Here is a 19,345-nt window from a genome sequence, read left to right as displayed (position 1 = left end):
CAAGCTTTACTCAAAGAGTCTAGTAACGATGGCGAAGAGGTCACACCCGTTCCCATACCGAACACGGAAGTTAAGCTCTTCAGCGCCGATGGTAGTTGGGGGTTTCCCCCTGTGAGAGTAGGACGTTGCTAGGCTTTATTTTTTTTGCTTATTTTCAGTGGTCCCGTGGTGTAGCGGTTAACATGCCTGCCTGTCACGCAGGAGATCGCGGGTTCGATTCCCGTCGGGACCGCCATATTCTAACATTCCAAAACGATTTCACCTTAATGGGTGCAATCGTTTTTTTATTGTAAATAAACAAGGTTGTCTTCTTAGCTTTTGTTTTGCAAGGTTTTTCTGTACACTAGTACTATAATAGGAAGAGAAGGGTGAGTTGGCTGTGTGGAAGAAAGAAATTAAGTCTGTTGTAGAGATGGAGAATTTAGCTGCCAAGATTGGTAGCTATCTAAGACCTCCTGATGTTCTGACACTTGAGGGCGATCTCGGAGCTGGTAAGACAACATTCACAAAAGCGCTTGCAAAAGCAATGGGCGTCACACGGACGGTCAGTAGTCCTACTTTTACGATTATCAAGCAGTATGAAGGGGATTACCCTTTCAATCATTTGGATGTATATCGGTTAGCCAATAGCGAGGAAGACTTAGGTTGGGACGAACTGTTTTATGGAGATGCGATTTCTGTGGTGGAATGGGCACAATTTATTGAAGAAGAGTTGCCTGAACATCGATTAGAATTGGTCATCCATCATACGGGGCCCGATTCCCGTAGAGTTGAATGTACGCCAAAAGGTGAACGATTTACACGTATTTGTGAGGAGATTTTTACATGATATGGTTAGGTATAGATACAGCAAATTCACCTTTATCTGTAGCAATCGTTAAAGATGATGTATTACTTATCGAAGAGTCAAGCATGATGAAGATTAATCATTCTCTACGTGCGATGCCAGCAGTGGAAGAGGCGTGTCGTAAAGCTAGTATTACCCCTTCGGAAATAGACGCTATTGCTGTTTCTGAGGGCCCTGGTTCGTATACAGGCGTTCGGATTGGCGTGACAATTGCGAAGACGCTAGCTTGGACGCTTGATAAGCCTCTTTATGGTGTATCGAGTCTAAAGGCTTTAGCGGTGAATGGACAACTGTTCAACGGTCTGATCTGTTCCATAATGGATGCTAGAAGATCTAACGTTTACACAGGTGTCTATCGAGCGAAGGGGACTGAATTGGTCAATGTGTTAGAAGATCAGCACTGTGCACTTGCAGAGCTGTTGGAGAAGTTAAAAGAGTATGAAGAGACGGTTTTATTTGTTGGAGAAGATGTGAAATTGTATGAATCAATTATTCGTGAGCATCTTGGAGAGCAAGCATATATTGCTTCATTTGCATTGAATGTGCCACGTGCATCTTCTGCTATCTTACTAGCGCAAAGTGAGAACCAACCCGAAACGGTCCATACGTTTACGCCACAGTATAAGCGGATTACTGAGGCAGAAGCTAATTTGGTGAAGAAGGAGTCTTCCCATGAGTAATGAAGTGCTATTCCGAAAGATGACGTATGAGGATATTCCAGCGGTTGCGGGAATAGAACTCGAATCGTTTGCGACGCCTTGGACAGAAGAGATTTTCGAGCATGAATTAACAGGAAATGAATATGCGCATTATATTGTAGCGGATTTAGACGGTGAAGTGATTGGGCATTGCGGTATGTGGATTGTTCTCGATGAATGTCATATTACCAATGTGGCCGTACTTTCGGCTTACCGAGGTAAAGGCTATGGAGAGGATCTGATGCGCCAAGCGATGGAGTTGTGCCGCTTGAATGAAGTGAAGTCCATGACGCTTGAAGTGCGTGTGAGTAATGAGCCAGCACGGATGTTGTATCGTAAGTTAGGTTTTCAAGAAGGCGGTATCAGGAAAAACTATTATACAGACGACCATGAAGATGGACTCGTCATGTGGGTGGAATTCTAATGGATAAAGATCATTATATTTTAGGTATTGAAACAAGTTGTGATGAAACAGCAGCTTCTATAGTGAAAAATGGTACAGAAATTATTTCATCTATTGTTTCGTCACAAATTCAGCAACAAAAGCAATTCGGGGGTGTCGTTCCCGAAATAGCTTCGCGTCTGCATGTGGAACAAATTACACTGGTAATTGAGGAAGCATTGAATGAAGCGAAGCTTGTACCAAGTGATTTGGAAGCGGTCACTGTGACAGAAGGGCCTGGATTAGTAGGAGCCCTGTTGATCGGTATCAATGCAGCGAAGGCTTTTGCATTTGCGAATCAGTTACCATTGATTGGTGTGCATCATATTGCAGGCCATGTCTATGCCAACCAATTGATTCATGAGATGGAGTTTCCTTTGCTGGCGCTCATCGTCTCAGGGGGTCATACCGAGCTTGTCGTCATGAAATCACATGGTTCATTTAAATTGATCGGTGAAACGCGTGATGATGCTGCAGGCGAAGCCTATGATAAAGTAGCTCGTGTACTTGGTTTGCCTTATCCAGGAGGTCCACAAGTAGATCGGCTGGCGCTAGCGAGTGATGAAAGTATTGACTTCCCACGCGCTTGGCTTGAAAAAGATTCGTATGATTTCAGTTTTAGTGGACTGAAATCTGCAGTTATCAATTATAAGCATAATATCGAGCAAAAAGGCGGAAAGATCAATCATGATCATGTTGCGGCGGGCTTTCAACAAAGTGTTGTCGACGTACTGACAGTCAAGACAGTGAAAGCGGCAAAAGAATATGATGTGAAGCAAGTGATTGCAGCAGGTGGTGTAGCTGCCAATCAAGGACTGCGAAACTCATTGACTGCTGCACTTGAAAAAGAAGGAATTCCTTTTTATGTTCCACCTATTTCATTGTGCACAGATAATGCGGCGATGATTGCCGCGGCTGGCTATGAGATGTGGAAAAGTGGTGTTCGAAGTGATTCTAGTATGAATGGTCGACCTGGAATGTCATTAAAATCATGGAATTAATGAAGATACACACAATTTGCTAACTTTCAGCAAATTGTGTGTTTTTTTGTTAGACGAATATTCGTTTGTCAAGAGGGAACGTTCGTACTTATGCACAGTTTGTGGATAGAATGTTAGTAACATTTGTAACCTGTGAATGGTAAACGGATACATAATGGATAACTATGTGGACTAATAAACATATAATTGTGGATAACGTGGATAACTATGTTCATATGTGTTCAAATGGGGATTTATTCTGTGGAGAAGATTGTGGAGAAATAAAGTGTATTTTAGCTACCATTTTTTAATGAAAGTATGAAAATGACGAATGATAGGAGGAACGGAGGGGTTCTTGTCGCAATTTGTCGTCTAGTTGTTCGGCAAAGATAGTTGAAGCATGGTGTTTATATACAAGTGTTCATAAAGTTTCTTGATTGCCCTATAGAATGTGATGTGCGCTTTATGTGATGCTGCAAACGCTCATAGTTTCTAGGCATCCGCCCTATGAGATAACATATCCGCTCATACCTCTCCGGCATATGCTCAATGCAACCGCGTACCCGCTCATACCTCTCCCGCATACGCTCAATAAAACCGCGTACCCGCTCATAACCAAGACTCTATAGACAAAAAAGCATCAAGAACCATTCAGTTCTCAATGCTCATTTCGTTTTAGACAATTTCAAGTTCCAGACGTCTTTACAAGTTCTCTAACTCATCTTGAAGTAACAACCACTCTTCGGATTGTTCGTCATGGGCAGTCTGGATTTCATCGATTTGACGTTGGATATCCATTAGTGCGATGTGATCGTTCGCTAGTTCGGGTTCTAGTAGTTTTGCTTGCAAAGATTCAATTTCTTCGTCGAAGGCTTCGAGTTTATTCTCTAAGTCTGCAATGGATCTCTTAAGCCGTCGTTCATGGCGTTGGTTTTCTTTATTCGTCACTTCTTTCTTGACGGTAGGTTGTTTTGCTCGTTGTTCGAGTTGTGTTGCCGCTAATATCTCTTCCGTCTCAGTTTTTTTCTCGACGAAGTAATCGTAATCACCCAGGTATTCCACTGCTCCATCGTCACTCATTTCGATAACTTTGGTTGCAAGTCGATTGATAAAGTATCGGTCATGAGATACAAACAAAATCGTTCCGGGGAAATCATCCAGTGCATTTTCTAATATCTCTTTGCTATCGAGATCTAAATGATTCGTTGGCTCGTCCAATATCAAAGTATTGGATTTCTCGAGCATTAATTGTGCCAATGAAAGACGCGCTTTTTCTCCACCTGACAGGGAAGAGACGCGCTTTTCTATATCGTCACCTGTGAACAGGAAGCGTCCGAGTAGTGAGCGGACATCTTTCTCATTCATTAGTGGCCAGTCGTCCCATATTTCCTGCAAGACGGTGCCGGAACCGATAAGTGTTGCTTGATTTTGATCATAGTAACCAAATTGGACATGGGTGCCGTAGCGAATTTCTCCGCCCATCAATTCGTTACGCTTTACTATAGTTTTAAGCAACGTGGATTTGCCGACACCGTTCGGTCCGACAAATGCTACGCGATCACCTTTATAAATACGCAGATTAATATTCTTTGATACAGGTTCTTCACCATAGCCAATTTTGACATCGTCTAGCGACAGTACATCGTTACCGCTTGGTCGGTCAATCGAGAAGGAGAAGTTCGCAGATTTCTCGTCGCCATCGGGAGATTCCATCCAGTCCCTACGCTCTAGTTGTTTCCGTCGACTCTTGGCCATTTTGGAAGTGGACGCACGCGCAATATTCTTCTGAATGAATTCCTCCAGCTTGGCACGTTCATCCTTTTCTTGAATGAACAACTTCTGATCGCGTTCATAGTTCTTCGCTTTCTCATCTAAGTATGAGCTGTAATTACCGCTGTATCTTGTGACTTTCCGTCGAGATACTTCATATACAGTAGTAACTACTTTATCGAGGAAGTATCGATCATGTGAAACGATTAGAATCGCACCTTCATAGCCTGACAAATACCGTTCGAGCCAATTCAATGTTTCAATATCCAAGTGATTCGTCGGTTCATCGAGTATCAACAAATCTGGCTTACTCAAAAGCATCCTCGCAAGCGCTAAACGAGTCTTTTGACCGCCTGATAGTAAGTGCACGGGCTTGTCGAAATCATCTGGGTAAAACCGCATGCCGTGAAGCACAGAACGGGCATCAGCTTCAAACTGATAGCCGCCTGCCTCCTTAAATTCAATTTGCAGTTCATCGTATTCCGTCATGATGCGAGCATAGCGATCCGCATCTTCATACACCGCAGGATTCGACATTTCATGCTCTAGAGCGCGCAGACGACTTTCCTTTTTACGAAGTGGCGCAAATACCGTCATCACTTCATCCCAAATCGCTAATTCCGAATCTAGTCCGCTGTGCTGCTCGAGATAGCCCATACGTACATCTTTAGGAATGATGATATCTCCTTCATCCGCGGATATTTCACCTGCAATAATTTTCAATAATGTTGATTTTCCAGCACCATTTCGTCCGACCAGTGCGACGCGGTCTCGATGCTGTACTTCGAGACGGACGTTCTCTAGTAGATCCGTGCCGGAAAAAGACTTGGTCAGTCCATTTACTTGTAAAATAATCAAGCCCCACACCTCTATTCCTTATTAGTTTAATGGAATGGGGCGTCCCATGCAATAATCGGCTTTACAATGAACTCGTTGTGCTGTACGATAAAAGCGGCTATACCCTTGTTCAGGGGTTGGTCATTGAAGTGACAATGGAGGTAGGGCACAGCTGTGAGTAAACCTAGAATTCCGCAGGCAACATCAAAACGGTTGCCTTTATATTATAGATTTTTACGAAATTATGCAGATAAGGGTGTACAACGCATTTCATCAGGCGAATTAAGTGAAGCAATGAAGATTGATGCAGCAACCATTCGCAGGGATTTCTCGCATTTTGGGGCGCTTGGACGTAAAGGATACGGCTATGACGTTGATTCGTTATTGCAATTCTTCCGCGAAACACTTGATCAAGATGAAGAAACCAAAGTGGCATTGATCGGAGTAGGTAGTCTCGGCAACGCTTTTTTGAAATACAATTTTCAAAAGATCCACAATACGAAAATTGTCGTGGCATTCGATCCGAAAGCACCGCATGAAGGTGAATTAAAGAACGAAATTCTGATTTATCCACCTGATCGTATTGAAGAGAAAATTAATGAACTAGGTATTGAAATGGTTATTTTGACCGTGCCATCACGTGTTGCACAAGAATTGACGGATCGTCTCGCTACAACGTCTGTGAAAGGGATATTGAACTTTACTCCAGAACGGCTGGCGGTACCAGATACAATCCGTATTCAGACCATCGACTTGTCCGTTGAGTTGCAAACACTGATTTATCTTATCAAAACGGACGTAAAAGATTCACAAATTACGTGACACCACGATAGTAAAATTATAGGTTTTCATGTAGAATAGACATATTATGAGGAGGTGGCCAACATGGCTCCAGGTATCGGAAGTTTACTGATTATCGCTGTGATTGCATTGCTTATATTTGGTCCTAAGAAATTACCTGAAATCGGTAAAGCATTCGGTTCTTCATTGCGTGAGTTTAAAAACGCAACAAAAGGCCTTACAGAAGACGAGGATGACGTAAAAAAGGTTGAAGACAAGAAAGAAGAAGTGCGCTGAGTTAGGGTGTTATTCTAATGGCAGATAAAGACTTAACAATCATTGAACATATAGATGAAGTTCGAAAACGGCTGATGGTAATCGTCGTTTTCTTTATTGTTGGGGCAATCGGTAGTTTCTTTTTAGCGAAGCCGTTGATTAATTTTATACAGTTCGATACACCGGCTGAACAAGTCACATTGAATGCATTTAACGTCGTGGATCCAGTTGTGATCTATTTGAAGGTCATTGTGTTTCTTGCGATTGTTATTATTTCACCGGTTATCATGTATCAATTTTGGGCCTTTATTTCACCGGGCCTTCGTGACTTGGAACGGCGTGTCACGCTATCGTATATCCCGTTTGCTTTTCTCCTGTTTTTAGCGGGAATTAGTTTCTCTTATTTTATATTGTTGCCGTATGTCATGAAATTCATGATTAACCTGTCAGGTCAATTAAACATTGAGCAGACAATCGGTATTAATGAGTATTTCTCTTTTTTATTCTCACTATTATTGCCGTTCGGTTTTGTCTTTCAATTACCGATCGTCATTTTATTTTTATCGCGTCTCGGCGTGTTGCAACCTAAAGTGCTCGTCAAAATACGGAAAGTCGCGTATTTCGTCTTGTTCGTTATTGCGGCGTTCATTACACCACCGGATATCGTATCGCATTTATTCACCTCGGTTCCGCTATTCATCTTATATGAGATCAGTATCGTGATTTCACGTCTAGGCTATCGGAAGTTCGAGAAATCTGAACGTCTACGCCAGATGGAAGAAGTGAAAGCAGAACAACAGCGTCAAATTGATGAAGTGATGAATAAACCGGATGATAATTAAATCAATTCAATTCAGATCCTCTTGCTAATGCGAGAGGATCTTTTTAGTTTACGTTGTAACGACCGAATATGGGTTCATTTACCAATGTCCCTATGGTAAACTATCTAAGAATAGAATGAGTAGGGGGAAATGAATACAAGTGAATAGAAAAAAGACTCCAACTAGATGGAGCAAGTGGCTACTAGGTGCAATGTTGCTTATGGCGAGTGTTACGACTCCTATTATAGAAGGTCAAGCAGCTGCGGCTCAGCAGTCGTATAAAGGATTAGAAATAGGAATTAATCAAGTTATGTCAAGTCAACGTATGCGTGGTACACGAAGCAGTGTCATTGTACGTGAAGCGGATACTAATCGCATTGTCTATCAATATCGTGGCAATCAAGGTGTCACACCCGCTTCAAACGTCAAAGTTCTAACAAGTACATCAGCCCTTGAAGTGTTAGGAAAAGATTATACATTCGATACAGATGTTCTAACGAATGGTACAGTGAAAAATGGCATTCTCGACGGTCATCTGTATTTGCGTGGGACAGGCGATCCGACATTACTTGAATCTGACTTATTGCGTATGGCCCGACAAATGCGTGAATCAGGTATCCGTTCCGTAACTGGACATATCGTGGCGGACGATACATGGTTTGATACACAACGTCTATCACCGGGTATTCATAAGTCAGACGAAACGTATTATTACGCAGCACAAGTTTCAGCACTGACGATCTCGCCAAATAAAGACTATGATGCAGGTACGACAATCGTTGAAGCGAAGCCGACACGAAACGGGAAAGCGGGAGCTGTCACATTGACTCCTCACACGGATATCGTAAAAGTCGTCAACCGCACACGTACTGTACCAAAAAACCAGCGCAACACAGTGACGATGAAACGTCAGCAAGGTACGAACACGATTATTGTTTCAGGAAACGTACCACTCAACTCAAACGGCAAGCGTCAATGGGTAACGGTATCTAATCCGACAGCCTATACAGCAGATGTCTTCAAACGCGCACTGGCTAAAGAAGGTATCAAGCTTCAACCAACTGCTCGTGTAACACGTGGAAAAACACCTGCGAGTGCAGAGTTACTAGCAAAGAAAGAATCGATGTCGTTGTACTATTTAATGATGCCGTTCATGAAATACAGCAACAACTCTCACGCAGAAATCTTGGCGAAGTCCATGGGCCGCGCGGTATATAATGAAGGAAGCTGGAATGCCGGCTTGCGTGTGGTGAGGGAAACGTTAGAAAAAAACAGCATTAGCACAAAAGGTATTTATTTAGAAGATGGTTCAGGTATGTCGCATAAGAATAAAATTCCTTCCGAGAAGATTGCGGAAGTGTTGTATGCAGCCCAGTCTAAAGAATGGTATCCGGCATTTGAGCGGTCGTTGCCAATCGCAGGTGTGAACGACCGTATGCTAGGTGGAACGTTGCGCAACCGTTTGACGAGTCCTATTGTCAGAGGCAAAGTGCAGGCGAAGACTGGTTCGCTCAACGGTACGGATTCGTTGTCGGGCTATGTGAAGACGAAGAGCGGACAAGAGTTGATCTTCAGTATCCTGACAGAGAACGTCAAAGGAACAGCAAAGCCTGATATTGATAAGATGGTACAGGTAATGGCTGCGCAGTAAAGACTTTGAGAGTGGGTAAGGCACCGTTGATCGACGTTCCAGGCGGACGCGTTTTGGAGGGCTCGCGGTGAGCCAACTAGTCACTTCGTTCCTTTAGTTGTCTCACCTGTCGAGCTGATCCTCCCAGAGTCGCCGCCTTCCACTTACGATCAACTAGTTTTCATTTCTAATTATAGTAAGTGAAAGTGAAGTTACACGAATTATATAATGACGTTATCATAATCTCCTTGTAGGGATTGGAGTGGAAGCAGGGGCCACGCCCTCAGGAAAGCGTCCCCTGCTGGAACTCCAATCCCCAAGCCCAATTTAACTTTATATATATCCACATTAAAAAATCTCCCCATTCACGGGGAGATTTTTTCTATTGCAGGAATAATACGATACTCTGTTGCATATCTTGTAATTGTTGCAGTTTATCCGCATTCCATTGCACGACAGTGACGAAACTGTTCATGAGGAAATGGGCAATCATCGGGGTTAGCAGACGCTTGGTCTTGTAATAGACGAAGGCGAACGCGAGACCTGGCATTAAGTACATCAGCAAGTGTTGCAACTCACCGTGCACAGCTGCAAATACGATGGCGCTGACAATCGCAGCGACCCAGAAGTTCGTCTTTGTGTACAAGCCACCGAAGATAATCCGACGGAACACAACTTCTTCAAGGAACGGTGCAAACAACACCATGGCAAAGATGATAATAGGAGCGGTTTTTGAGATATTCGACAATAACTCTGTGTTCTCGGAACCAGCGGTCACACCGAACACGGACTCAATCGCGGCGCCTACAATCTGTCCAGCCATGGCAAGGAAGAAACCGAGTACTCCCCATAGAAGAACGCTTCCGAATCCAGAAGGCTTTCCTTTAAATACAGGTAAGAACTTTTTATTTCGTAACAAGAACGCGGCGATTATGAGTGCTGCGACACCTTGCGTGATAAATAACGTCCAGGCGAAACCTTGAGAAACGGCTTCTACTTTAGACAAGCCTTTGCCGGTAAAGTACACAATTAATTCAGGGGCAAGAAAAATGCTGGCAATCTGCAGCAACACATACGACATGAAAATCATTAGAGCAACAACCCAGTTTTTCACGGTGCACAACCTTTCTTTCATACATGTTGACTAGTTTAACGCGAAAAAAGACGTTTTGCAAAAGAAGAAAATGTCGAACGCTTTTACTTGCAATTATGTGTGAAATTCTTTAATATAAGAGTTGTGTTAGCACTCGACATAAGTGAGTGCTAAGAAAATTAAAAACTACACATTATCTCGAGGAGGTTGTTTCATTTGTTGAAACCACTAGGTGACCGTATCATTATCGAATTAATCGAAGCAGAAGAAAAAACATCAAGCGGCATTGTTCTACCGGACTCTGCGAAAGAAAAGCCACAAGAAGGAAAAGTTATTGCTGCTGGTACAGGCCGTGTTCTTGAGAACGGACAGCGCGTCGAACTAGAAGTAACTGAAGGCGACCGCATCATCTTCTCAAAATACGCAGGCACTGAAGTGAAGTATGAAGGTACTGAATACTTGATCCTTCGTGAAAGCGACATTCTTGCAATTATTGGATAATTAATTTAAAAGTTAAAGTAGTAGAAAAATAGAAAACTCTGGAGGGTATCAAATACAATGGCTAAAGAACTTAAATTTAACGAAGATGCACGTTCCGCAATGCTCCGCGGTGTAGATACACTAGCAGACGCTGTAAAAGTAACACTTGGACCAAAAGGTCGTAACGTCGTACTTGAACGCAAATTCGGTTCACCACTTATTACAAATGATGGTGTAACGATTGCAAAAGAAATCGAGCTTGAAAATGCATTCGAAAACATGGGCGCAAAGCTTGTAGCAGAAGTTGCATCCAAGACGAATGACATCGCAGGTGATGGAACAACAACAGCAACTGTCCTTGCACAAGCCATGATTCGTGAAGGCTTGAAAAACGTAACAGCTGGCGCAAACCCGGTCGGTATCCGTAAAGGGATCGAAAAAGCGGTAATCGCAGCAGTAGAAGGCCTTCAGAGCGTTTCCGATGAAATTGAAAGCAGACAAGAAATCGCACAAGTTGCGGCTATCTCTTCTGGAGATGAAGAAGTCGGTGAGTTGATTTCACAAGCAATGGAGCGCGTAGGTAACGATGGTGTCATCACAATCGAAGAATCTAAAGGCTTCATTACAGAACTTGACGTGGTAGAAGGTATGCAATTCGACCGTGGCTACGCATCTGCTTATATGGCAACTGACACAGACAAAATGGAAGCAGTACTTGATAATCCATATGTCTTGATTACAGATAAGAAAATCAACAACATCCAAGAAATTCTTCCTGTGCTTGAGCAAGTTGTTCAGCAAGGTAAACCATTGTTGATTATCGCAGAAGACGTTGAAGGTGAAGCTCTAGCTACACTAGTTGTCAATAAACTTCGCGGTACATTCAACGCAGTAGCAGTTAAAGCACCAGGCTTCGGCGATCGCCGTAAAGCTATGCTTGAAGACATCGCTATCCTAACTGGCGGTCAAGTGATCACAGAAGATCTAGGACTTGATCTGAAATCTGCTGACCTTACTTCATTAGGACGAGCTGCGAAAATCGTAGTAACAAAAGATAATACAACAATTGTAGAAGGTAGCGGTGACGCAGGTTCTATCGAATCACGCGTTGGCCAAATTCGTTCACAGTTGGAAGAAACAACTTCTGAATTCGACAAAGAGAAATTGCAAGAACGTCTAGCTAAACTAGCTGGCGGTGTAGCGGTTATCAAAGTCGGAGCTGCAACTGAAACAGAGTTGAAAGAGCGCAAACTTCGTATTGAAGACGCATTGAACTCCACACGTGCAGCAGTAGAAGAAGGAATTGTATCTGGTGGAGGTACTGCACTAGTTAACGTCTACAAGCAAGTAGAAGCATTACTTGAAGATACTGAAGGCGATGTATCTACTGGTATTAAGATTGTACTTCGTGCACTTGAAGAACCAGTACGTCAAATCGCAACGAACGCGGGCCTTGAAGGTTCTATCGTAGTAGACCGCTTGAAGCGCGAAGAAGTCGGCATTGGCTTTAACGCAGCAGAAGGCACATGGGTAAACATGGTAGAAGCAGGTATCGTAGATCCAACGAAAGTAACTCGTTCCGCACTACAAAATGCAGCATCTGTAGCCGCTATGTTCTTGACTACTGAAGCTGTTGTTGCAGACCTACCAGAACCAGCAGGCGGCGGTGGAATGCCTGATATGGGCGGTATGGGTGGAATGGGCGGCATGATGTAAGTCGTTTTCCCACTATATATTTTAAAAGCGCCAACTCCATTATTATGGAGTTGGCGCTTTTGCGTCTGCTGAAATGTAAATGTTTTATATAGTAAATGGGGTAGAACGTAAGTATCCAAGAACTTGGATACCTTATAGATAAAGGTAGTGTATCTATGCGCTGAGAAGTTAAGAGATATTACGCAACTTCACTTTCGAATTGTTAGTAAAATATAAATATAGCTGTAACAGTCAATATAATAATCACTGGTAATGATAAAACATAAATCCACAGTAAATTGGAAAAGCTTTTTTTACTACTGTAACTTTTATTCTTGGAATTAGTACTGGAATTAGCAACGGATAGGGTCAAAATTAGTCCGACCACTAAAACAATGACAACAATAATCATTGTTGCAATAAGGGCTAGGTTCATGCCGTCCTCCTTTTCAGAAATGAATTTCTTCGTTCTCTACATTATGATTGTATCATATAAAGTCATTTCGAAGACCATCCAATTAGAGGTTATCAGATCGTCAAGAATTATGTATCAATAGGTAAAACCTCTTTTGCTAATTTATATGCGGACTATTCACTACTAGATAATCTGAATGTCATAGATATTGGGACAGGTAACGACGAAACCTATTTAGTTGAAGTATAGAAAGAATGATGATGAGCACCTTCAACCATCATCCATATAAAAAGAAGCAGGCATACGATACGACATGCCTGCTTTTTTCAAAGTAATACAAAGATGTTTTTCGGGGATTTTCAGTTCCTTTTTCCTATCTTCCATAATTATTTCTGCGAATGGATAAAATATTCTGATGAAATAAGAGGAGTTTATTGATGAGTAGCCATACTTGAAGACAGTAGTGGGATTGGAGTTTCAAGTGTCCAAGTATAGATAAAGGTACCTCGGTGAAACGAACGTAAATGTTTACACATTCACGTTTGCTTCGACCTCAGGTACCTTTTAATGTATTACTTAAATACAGTGGCCGCTTTCACAGCTTTTTGCCAGCCGCTGTAGAGTTTTTCACGTTCAGAATCCTCCATATTTGGTTGGAACGGTCGATCTATCGCCCATTGTGCTGCAATTTCTGAACGATCTTTCCAGAAGCCTACAGCAAGTCCAGCCAAGTATGCAGCACCGAGCGCTGTTGTTTCATTAATCGTTGGTCGTTCAACCGGTACATTTAGTAAATCGGATTGGAACTGCATAAGGAAGTTGTTCTTGACTGCTCCGCCATCTACCCGTAACGTTTTTAGGGAGATACCTGAATCCGATTCCATTGCATCAACGACGTCTTTCGTTTGGTACGCAAGAGCCTCTAACGTAGCCCGTACAAAATGCTCTTTCGTCGTTCCACGTGTTAAACCGAATACGGCTCCACGCACATCACTATCCCAGTAGGGGGTACCGAGACCGACAAAAGCTGGTACGACATAGACTCCATCTGTAGAGGAGACACGCTTTGCGTATTGTTCACTTTCAGCGGAGTTGCGGAACATGCGTAATCCATCACGTAGCCATTGAATAGCGGAACCTGCAACAAAGATACTACCTTCTAGCGCATACTCTACTTTACCGTCGATCCCCCAAGCGATTGTCGTCAACAGACCGTGATTGGATTTTACAGCTTTTTCTCCCGTGTTCATTAACATAAAGCAACCTGTCCCATATGTGTTTTTCACCATGCCAGATTCGAAACACGCTTGACCGAATAGTGCAGCTTGTTGATCACCTGCAATACCTGCGATAGGAACCGCGTGACCAAAAAATTGTTCTGGATCTGCATACGTATAGATTTCAGAAGAAGGACATACCTTAGGCAACATAGACGCTGGAACTCCTAGGATAGATAATAACTCCTCGTCCCATTGTAGTTCGTGTATATTGTACATTAACGTACGGGAGGCATTGGAGTAATCTGTTACGTGTGCAGCACCTCCAGATAACTTCCAAATAATCCATGTGTCAATTGTTCCAAACAGCAAATCTCCATTTTCTGCTTTTTCACGTGCGCCTTCCACATGATCTAAAATCCATTTTACTTTTGTTCCGGAGAAATATGCGTCAATCAATAGTCCAGTCTTGTCTCTGAATAGGTCATTGTAACCGCTTTCTTTGAGACTTTCGCAAATATCTGCAGTTTGGCGGGATTGCCATACAATTGCATGATAAATAGGATTACCTGTGTGCTTATCCCAAACAACTGTTGTTTCACGTTGATTCGTGATTCCAATACCTTCAATTTGTTCAGCTGATATATTCTTTTCAGACAATACCCCGGCAATGACTGATAAAATGGAGCTCCAAATTTCATCGGCATTGTGTTCGACCCAACCGGATTGCGGGAAATATTGAGTGAACTCTTGTTGTGCGGTATGAAAAATCTTTCCTTTTTTATCGAATAGGATTGCTCTTGAACTTGTTGTACCTTGGTCTAATGCCATAATATATTTTTTAGTCATGATTTTTTCCTCCTGTATGTATGAGTAGGTTAGTCATTCGTTGTTTTCGCTGTTTGCATTTGAAGATTTGATTGTGCGACTTCTTTACGGATTGAAAACTGTGCGGCAAGAAGAATCGCGAGTACGAATGCGCCGACAATCCAAAATGTTATGCTGTTTTCATTAAGGAAAAATTGTTTATAGAATAGGGCACCGAATGTACCGCCAACTATTGGACCTACTACTGGAATCCATGCATACTTCCATCCGGATGGACCTTTACCGGGAATGGGCAAGAAACTATGGGCAATCCGCGGTCCGAGATCACGTGCAGGATTGATCGCGTAGCCAGTTGTTCCACCTAGTGACAAGCCAATTGCGATGATCAACGCGCCAACGATTAACGGGTTGAGGCCTTCAGTAAATTCATTGGCACCAATAGATAGTAAACCAAGTACTAAAATGAACGTTCCGATTATTTCACTCGTTACGTTTGACAGTGGATTGTAAATGGCAGGTGTAGTAGCAAATACATCACGTTTAGCAGTTGGATCTTCTGTTTCTTTCCAATGAGGTAAGTAGTGGAAGTACACTATTACTGCACCTAGGATCGCGCCAATCATCTGCGCTAAAAGATACATAGGGACGTCCGCCCAAGGGAAATTACCTATAGTTGCGAAACCGATTGTGACTGCAGGGTTTAAATGAGCACCACTAGCTTGGCCCACTGCGTACACACCAAGTGTAACCGCAAGACCCCATCCTACAGTAATAACAATCCATCCTCCACTTTTTGCTTTGGACTTGTTTAGTGCTACACCAGCTACTACGCCACCACCAAATAGTATTAATATCATGGTTCCGATCAATTCACCTGTAAAGGGTGTCATCTATATCTCCTCCTACCCAAATTTAAGTCTGGTAGTTGAGCATATACGACGCAAAAAAAGTCCCCAATTAAATCTTGCTATGTGCAAGAACTTAATTGTGGACTCCTAAACTCAACCACTTACATTAACTTGTTTCCAAGTATAGAGTGGCAAGTTTATTCTGTCAACAATGACGCAAAAGTTCTCTATTTAAATAAAGTGTTCCCATAATTGGTTATCGGATGTTGTCACGGCTACAGCACCTGCTGCTAGTGCGTCCTCAATATGTTGTTTTGTACGAATGAGTCCACCGTTAATAATGGGAATACCTGTGCGCTCATACACTTCTTCGATGAGTTCCGGAATGACACCCGGTAGCATTTCAATGAAGTCTGGAGCAGTTTGATCAATTAGAGAATAGCTTTTTTCTAATGCGATTGTATCGAGTAGAAACATACGCTGAATAGCGATAATATTTTTAGACTTTGCTTTCAAAATCATATTGGATCGAGTGGAAATAATACCTGCTGGACGAACATCATTACATAAAAAGTCGGCTGCAAAGTTATCCGTTTTTAGGCCCTGCACTAAGTCGGCATGAATAATTAGTTTCTTGCCTCGCTTGTCTGCTTCTTGTTTTACGGTTTTTAAATTGCTGATGTGTACTTCTAATAGAACGATATATTCAAAAGTACTTTCTAAGAGTTTTTCAAATTGTTTTAGTGTACGTGCAGCTGGTAACACTTTTTGGTTATGAAAAGACATATGAAGTAACCTCCGTCTATAGATATACGTTTATATTATAGTATTTACACAACAGATGTTGACTTTCGTAACTCGTCTTCCAATTCTAACTGATAGCGTTGTTGTTCATCTGCAGACCAGTTCAACAGTTGGCCCATTTTAACTAGTACGTCTTCTTTTGCATCCTGTACATTTTTAATATTGAAGAACAAATCACCCGTGCGTCGAATGAAGAAGTCAGTCGGTTTCGCAGTCATCTCATGTTCAATCGCATAGCGTAATTTAACATAGAGAATACGTGGCATCGATTCGGATTCATCATAAGGAATTGTTAATACTTTGTCCACGTTTGAGCCATAAAGTGCAGCCAAATGTCGGCTTTCTTGTTCTGTGAAACCGAGCAACATGCCGCGGTTGACAGCTTGGTTGAAGTAACGAGAGTAATGAGCAGAGCCTCCAACATCGCCACCTGAGATGGGCATGTTCTTCGTGTTAGATCGTTTGAAGTGTAATCCTTTTTCTTGTTGAAGCAAGTCGGAGATCTTATTCACTACAGTTTCCGCCATTTTGCGGTATCCTGTTAGTTTACCCCCCGCAATGGTGATCAGTCCACGTTCAGATTCCCAGATTTCATCCTTTCTGGAAATCTCAGAAGGGTTTTTACCGTCTTCATGAATCAGTGGTCGAACGCCTGCCCAACTGGATTCAACATCTTTTTCAGTAACAGATACATCCGGGAACATATAATGAATGGCATCTAAAATATATGTGCGATCTTCTTCTGTAATTTGCATTTCTTTCGGATCACCATCAAAGAATGTATCCGTTGTTCCAACGTATGCTTTACCGTCACGTGGTACTGCAAAAATCATACGTTGATCAGGGGTATCGAAATAGATTGCTTGGTGTAGAGGAAATACGCTTTGATCGAATACAAGATGAATTCCTTTAGACAATATTAAGTTCTTACCGTTTGAGTGGCCATCGAACTCTTTTACTTCATCTACCCACGGACCTGCTGCGTTGATGACTTTTGTCGCTTGAACGGTCATCATTTCGTTTGTGATCATGTCGCGAACTTGGACGCCTGCTATTTGGTTAGTATCATTGTAGATGAAACCTTCTGCTTTTGCATAATTTAATAAAGTTGCACCTTTTTCAGCAGCAGATTTAGCCACTTCAATCGTGAGGCGAGCATCGTCCGTGCGATATTCTACATAATAACCACTACCTTGGAGACCTTCTCTTTTAATAAGTGGAGCTCGTTGGATAGTTTGTTCAAGATTCAGCATTTTTCTTCGTTCACTGCGCTTAACACCAGCTAGAAAGTCGTATACTTTTAATCCAAGCGCCGTAGATGTAGGACCGAATGTACCTCCTTTATGAAACGGTAGTAGCATCCATTCAGGTGTTGTAACATGTGGACCATTTTCGTAGACAATCGCGCGTTCTTTGCCCAATTGGGCCACTTCTTTTATTTCAAATTGCTTCAAATAACGCAAACCACCATGTACTAGTTTTGTTGAACGACTAGATGTGCCTGAAGCAAAATCCTGCATTTCAATAAGTGCAGTTTTCATCCCTCTTGCTGCAGCATCCAATGCGATACCAGCACCGGTAATTCCACCACCTATAATTAAAACGTCAAAGTTCTCGGTACGTAACGTGTTCGCAATCTTATGTCGATCCATTGATGAAAATGTTGTCAATTCCTTCATCTCCCTTTTATAGTGGATAAGAGAACAAAAAGACCCCAAGATAGTGATTGCTTTTTATCGCAATCACTTCTTGAGGTCTTCTCAGTAACTCAAACCCGGACTATTAACTTAATTCCTATAATAACACAGCTGTCATGAAATTCAACTCATTAAATTCCGAGTCTAAAATAAATAAAAAATGAGTACTTAATGTGCATACATGATGGCGTTATTAAGCTAAACTAGCCCGAATAGCTAACACATAGTGCCTTTTAATGGAGATGGTGGTGAAATTTCATCGCATGAGCACTGGCCGGTAGTATTGCTCCAAGTCTCTCATCGTACTCTTTGCTTCCTCATCCACTGCGTTGCTACATATTTCTCTCCGATTTCCACCGGTGCTCCGCCATGCAGCGTCAAGTCGTTCAACAGGGAATCGTTATAAAAATACTCGAAATAAATGGCCATTCCTTTTTTGGGTGTGACGGACAGTTTCAGATGAGGGAAAAACGTTTCGCCACCTTGTTCGACATCGTTCAAGTACATGACAAGTGTGCTGATTCGATTGTTGGAGACATTGCTCGCTGCCGAGAAGAAATCATGGTGTGCTTTATATTGCTGACCTGGCAGATAGTGAAGAATCTGTAGTCTTTCGCCGTGTTCGATAGGGATGTTCATAACCGCTTCAATCCGTTTTTCGATTCTCATAACCATCTGGTTGTCCTGTTCTTCAATAAACATACTACTACTTGTTCTAATTTCGTTTTCCGCATGAACCATGCCGATTTTGGATCGTTTTAACTTGTCAGTCGACAGCCTGATCAGTTCGTCACATTCTTCGTCACTCAACATATTGCCTAAAACGACGACTAATGGATCCTCCACTTTTGCAATAATTTCGATGTCACGGTCCGTTACAATTTTCTTTCCTATATGATTAAATATCGTTTGTTCTCTATTTTCTGTTATCAACTTCGAACACCTCTTTACTAGTTTGATTTCTATAAATCAAATACAGTGTAACGTGATGAGTATACAGCCAATATCGGACTTCTCTTGAGTTTCACACATCCTCTTTGGAATTGGATTCACTATATTTTAGCATGTAGGATTAACTGACGTATATTCTGAATATAGTCAAAAAGGTAGTGATATATAACTGTTTTTTACAATCTACTTTCTTTTGCCAAAATACCTGAATAGGTAGGAGATTTGCGAATGAAGTA

17 protein-coding genes, 1 tRNA gene and 1 rRNA gene are annotated in these 19,345 nt (G+C 42.1%); 12 read left to right on the top strand and 7 right to left on the bottom strand.

Annotation, left to right across the window (positions count from 1 at the left end; translation table 11 throughout):
• Window positions 1-18: 18 nt before the first annotated feature.
• From rrf to tsaD, 6 genes are all read left to right on the top strand, one after another.
• Window positions 19-134 (top strand): 5S ribosomal RNA (gene rrf, locus CSV70_RS08575).
• A 25-nt stretch (window positions 135-159) separates the two neighbouring features.
• Window positions 160-235: transfer RNA gene (locus CSV70_RS08570), tRNA-Asp, on the top strand.
• Window positions 236-379: 144 nt separating this feature from the next.
• Complete coding sequence (tsaE, locus tag CSV70_RS08565; protein WP_332308456.1) at window positions 380-829, top strand: tRNA (adenosine(37)-N6)-threonylcarbamoyltransferase complex ATPase subunit type 1 TsaE; 450 nt, start codon at window positions 380-382, stop codon at window positions 827-829.
• A complete protein-coding gene (tsaB, locus tag CSV70_RS08560; protein ID WP_099628842.1) occupies window positions 826-1,527 on the top strand; it encodes a tRNA (adenosine(37)-N6)-threonylcarbamoyltransferase complex dimerization subunit type 1 TsaB in 702 nt (233 codons plus the stop codon). Before tsaE ends, tsaB begins: the two co-directional genes overlap by 4 nt.
• The gene (gene rimI / locus CSV70_RS08555; protein ID WP_085131894.1) at window positions 1,520-1,969 is read left to right on the top strand and encodes a ribosomal protein S18-alanine N-acetyltransferase; all 450 of its coding nucleotides are present in this window, start codon (window positions 1,520-1,522) and stop codon (window positions 1,967-1,969) included. Before tsaB ends, rimI begins: the two co-directional genes overlap by 8 nt.
• Window positions 1,969-2,988 carry a tRNA (adenosine(37)-N6)-threonylcarbamoyltransferase complex transferase subunit TsaD gene (gene tsaD / locus CSV70_RS08550; protein ID WP_099628841.1) on the top strand — a complete coding sequence of 340 codons (1,020 nt, stop codon included), beginning with the start codon at window positions 1,969-1,971 and terminating at the stop codon, window positions 2,986-2,988. The genes rimI and tsaD overlap by 1 nt, the downstream gene beginning before the upstream one ends.
• Window positions 2,989-3,669: 681 nt before the next feature.
• Here tsaD and CSV70_RS08545 read toward each other — a convergent pair.
• The gene (locus CSV70_RS08545; RefSeq protein WP_099628840.1) at window positions 3,670-5,595 is read right to left on the bottom strand and encodes an ABC-F family ATP-binding cassette domain-containing protein; all 1,926 of its coding nucleotides are present in this window, start codon (window positions 5,593-5,595) and stop codon (window positions 3,670-3,672) included.
• A gap of 153 nt (window positions 5,596-5,748) precedes the next feature.
• Between CSV70_RS08545 and CSV70_RS08540 the strand changes: the two genes are divergently transcribed.
• From CSV70_RS08540 to dacB, 4 genes are all read left to right on the top strand, one after another.
• Entirely contained in the window at window positions 5,749-6,396 is a 648-nt protein-coding gene (locus CSV70_RS08540) for a redox-sensing transcriptional repressor Rex (protein ID WP_085131891.1), read from the top strand.
• Window positions 6,397-6,459: 63 nt separating this feature from the next.
• Window positions 6,460-6,651, top strand: a complete 192-nt coding sequence (locus CSV70_RS08535; protein WP_085131890.1) for a twin-arginine translocase TatA/TatE family subunit — start codon at window positions 6,460-6,462, stop codon at window positions 6,649-6,651.
• Between the two features lie 17 nt (window positions 6,652-6,668).
• Window positions 6,669-7,472 carry a twin-arginine translocase subunit TatC gene (gene tatC, locus CSV70_RS08530; RefSeq protein ID WP_085131889.1) on the top strand — a complete coding sequence of 268 codons (804 nt, stop codon included), beginning with the start codon at window positions 6,669-6,671 and terminating at the stop codon, window positions 7,470-7,472.
• A 139-nt stretch (window positions 7,473-7,611) separates the two neighbouring features.
• Window positions 7,612-9,102: a D-alanyl-D-alanine carboxypeptidase/D-alanyl-D-alanine endopeptidase gene (gene dacB, locus CSV70_RS08525; protein ID WP_085131888.1), complete on the top strand. Its 1,491-nt coding sequence runs from the start codon at window positions 7,612-7,614 to the stop codon at window positions 9,100-9,102.
• 361 nt (window positions 9,103-9,463) lie between these two features.
• Here the strand turns inward: dacB and CSV70_RS08520 are convergent, their stop codons facing one another.
• A complete protein-coding gene (locus CSV70_RS08520; RefSeq protein WP_158232398.1) occupies window positions 9,464-10,195 on the bottom strand; it encodes a CPBP family intramembrane glutamic endopeptidase in 732 nt (243 codons plus the stop codon).
• A gap of 195 nt (window positions 10,196-10,390) precedes the next feature.
• Here CSV70_RS08520 and groES point away from each other — a divergent pair, with 195 nt between their 5' ends.
• Window positions 10,391-10,675 carry a co-chaperone GroES gene (gene groES, locus CSV70_RS08515; protein ID WP_085131887.1) on the top strand — a complete coding sequence of 95 codons (285 nt, stop codon included), beginning with the start codon at window positions 10,391-10,393 and terminating at the stop codon, window positions 10,673-10,675.
• Window positions 10,676-10,732: 57 nt separating this feature from the next.
• Window positions 10,733-12,370 carry a chaperonin GroEL gene (groL, locus tag CSV70_RS08510; RefSeq protein WP_085131886.1) on the top strand — a complete coding sequence of 546 codons (1,638 nt, stop codon included), beginning with the start codon at window positions 10,733-10,735 and terminating at the stop codon, window positions 12,368-12,370.
• A gap of 966 nt (window positions 12,371-13,336) precedes the next feature.
• Here the strand turns inward: groL and glpK are convergent.
• The 5 genes from glpK to CSV70_RS08480 form a co-directional block, all read right to left on the bottom strand.
• Window positions 13,337-14,830 (bottom strand): glycerol kinase GlpK, encoded by a 1,494-nt coding sequence (gene glpK, locus CSV70_RS08500; RefSeq protein WP_099628838.1) that lies wholly within the window; start codon window positions 14,828-14,830, stop codon window positions 13,337-13,339.
• A 29-nt stretch (window positions 14,831-14,859) separates the two neighbouring features.
• The gene (locus CSV70_RS08495) at window positions 14,860-15,699 is read right to left on the bottom strand and encodes an MIP/aquaporin family protein (RefSeq protein WP_085131871.1); all 840 of its coding nucleotides are present in this window, start codon (window positions 15,697-15,699) and stop codon (window positions 14,860-14,862) included.
• 189 nt (window positions 15,700-15,888) lie between these two features.
• Window positions 15,889-16,443 carry a glycerol-3-phosphate responsive antiterminator gene (locus tag CSV70_RS08490; protein WP_085131870.1) on the bottom strand — a complete coding sequence of 185 codons (555 nt, stop codon included), beginning with the start codon at window positions 16,441-16,443 and terminating at the stop codon, window positions 15,889-15,891.
• Window positions 16,444-16,487: 44 nt separating this feature from the next.
• Window positions 16,488-18,140, bottom strand: a complete 1,653-nt coding sequence (locus tag CSV70_RS08485) for a glycerol-3-phosphate dehydrogenase/oxidase (RefSeq protein ID WP_099628837.1) — start codon at window positions 18,138-18,140, stop codon at window positions 16,488-16,490.
• A 315-nt stretch (window positions 18,141-18,455) separates the two neighbouring features.
• Window positions 18,456-19,091, bottom strand: coding sequence for a 2OG-Fe(II) oxygenase (locus CSV70_RS08480; protein WP_099628836.1), 636 nt, complete (start codon window positions 19,089-19,091; stop codon window positions 18,456-18,458).
• Window positions 19,092-19,345 lie beyond the last annotated feature (254 nt).

This window comes from Sporosarcina sp. P25 (assembly GCF_002743235.1).
GTDB classification, from domain to species: Bacteria; Bacillota; Bacilli; order Bacillales_A; family Planococcaceae; genus Sporosarcina; species Sporosarcina ureae_B.
Note: the sequence above shows the minus strand (reverse complement) of the source record. Positions and strands in the feature narration are given on the sequence as shown.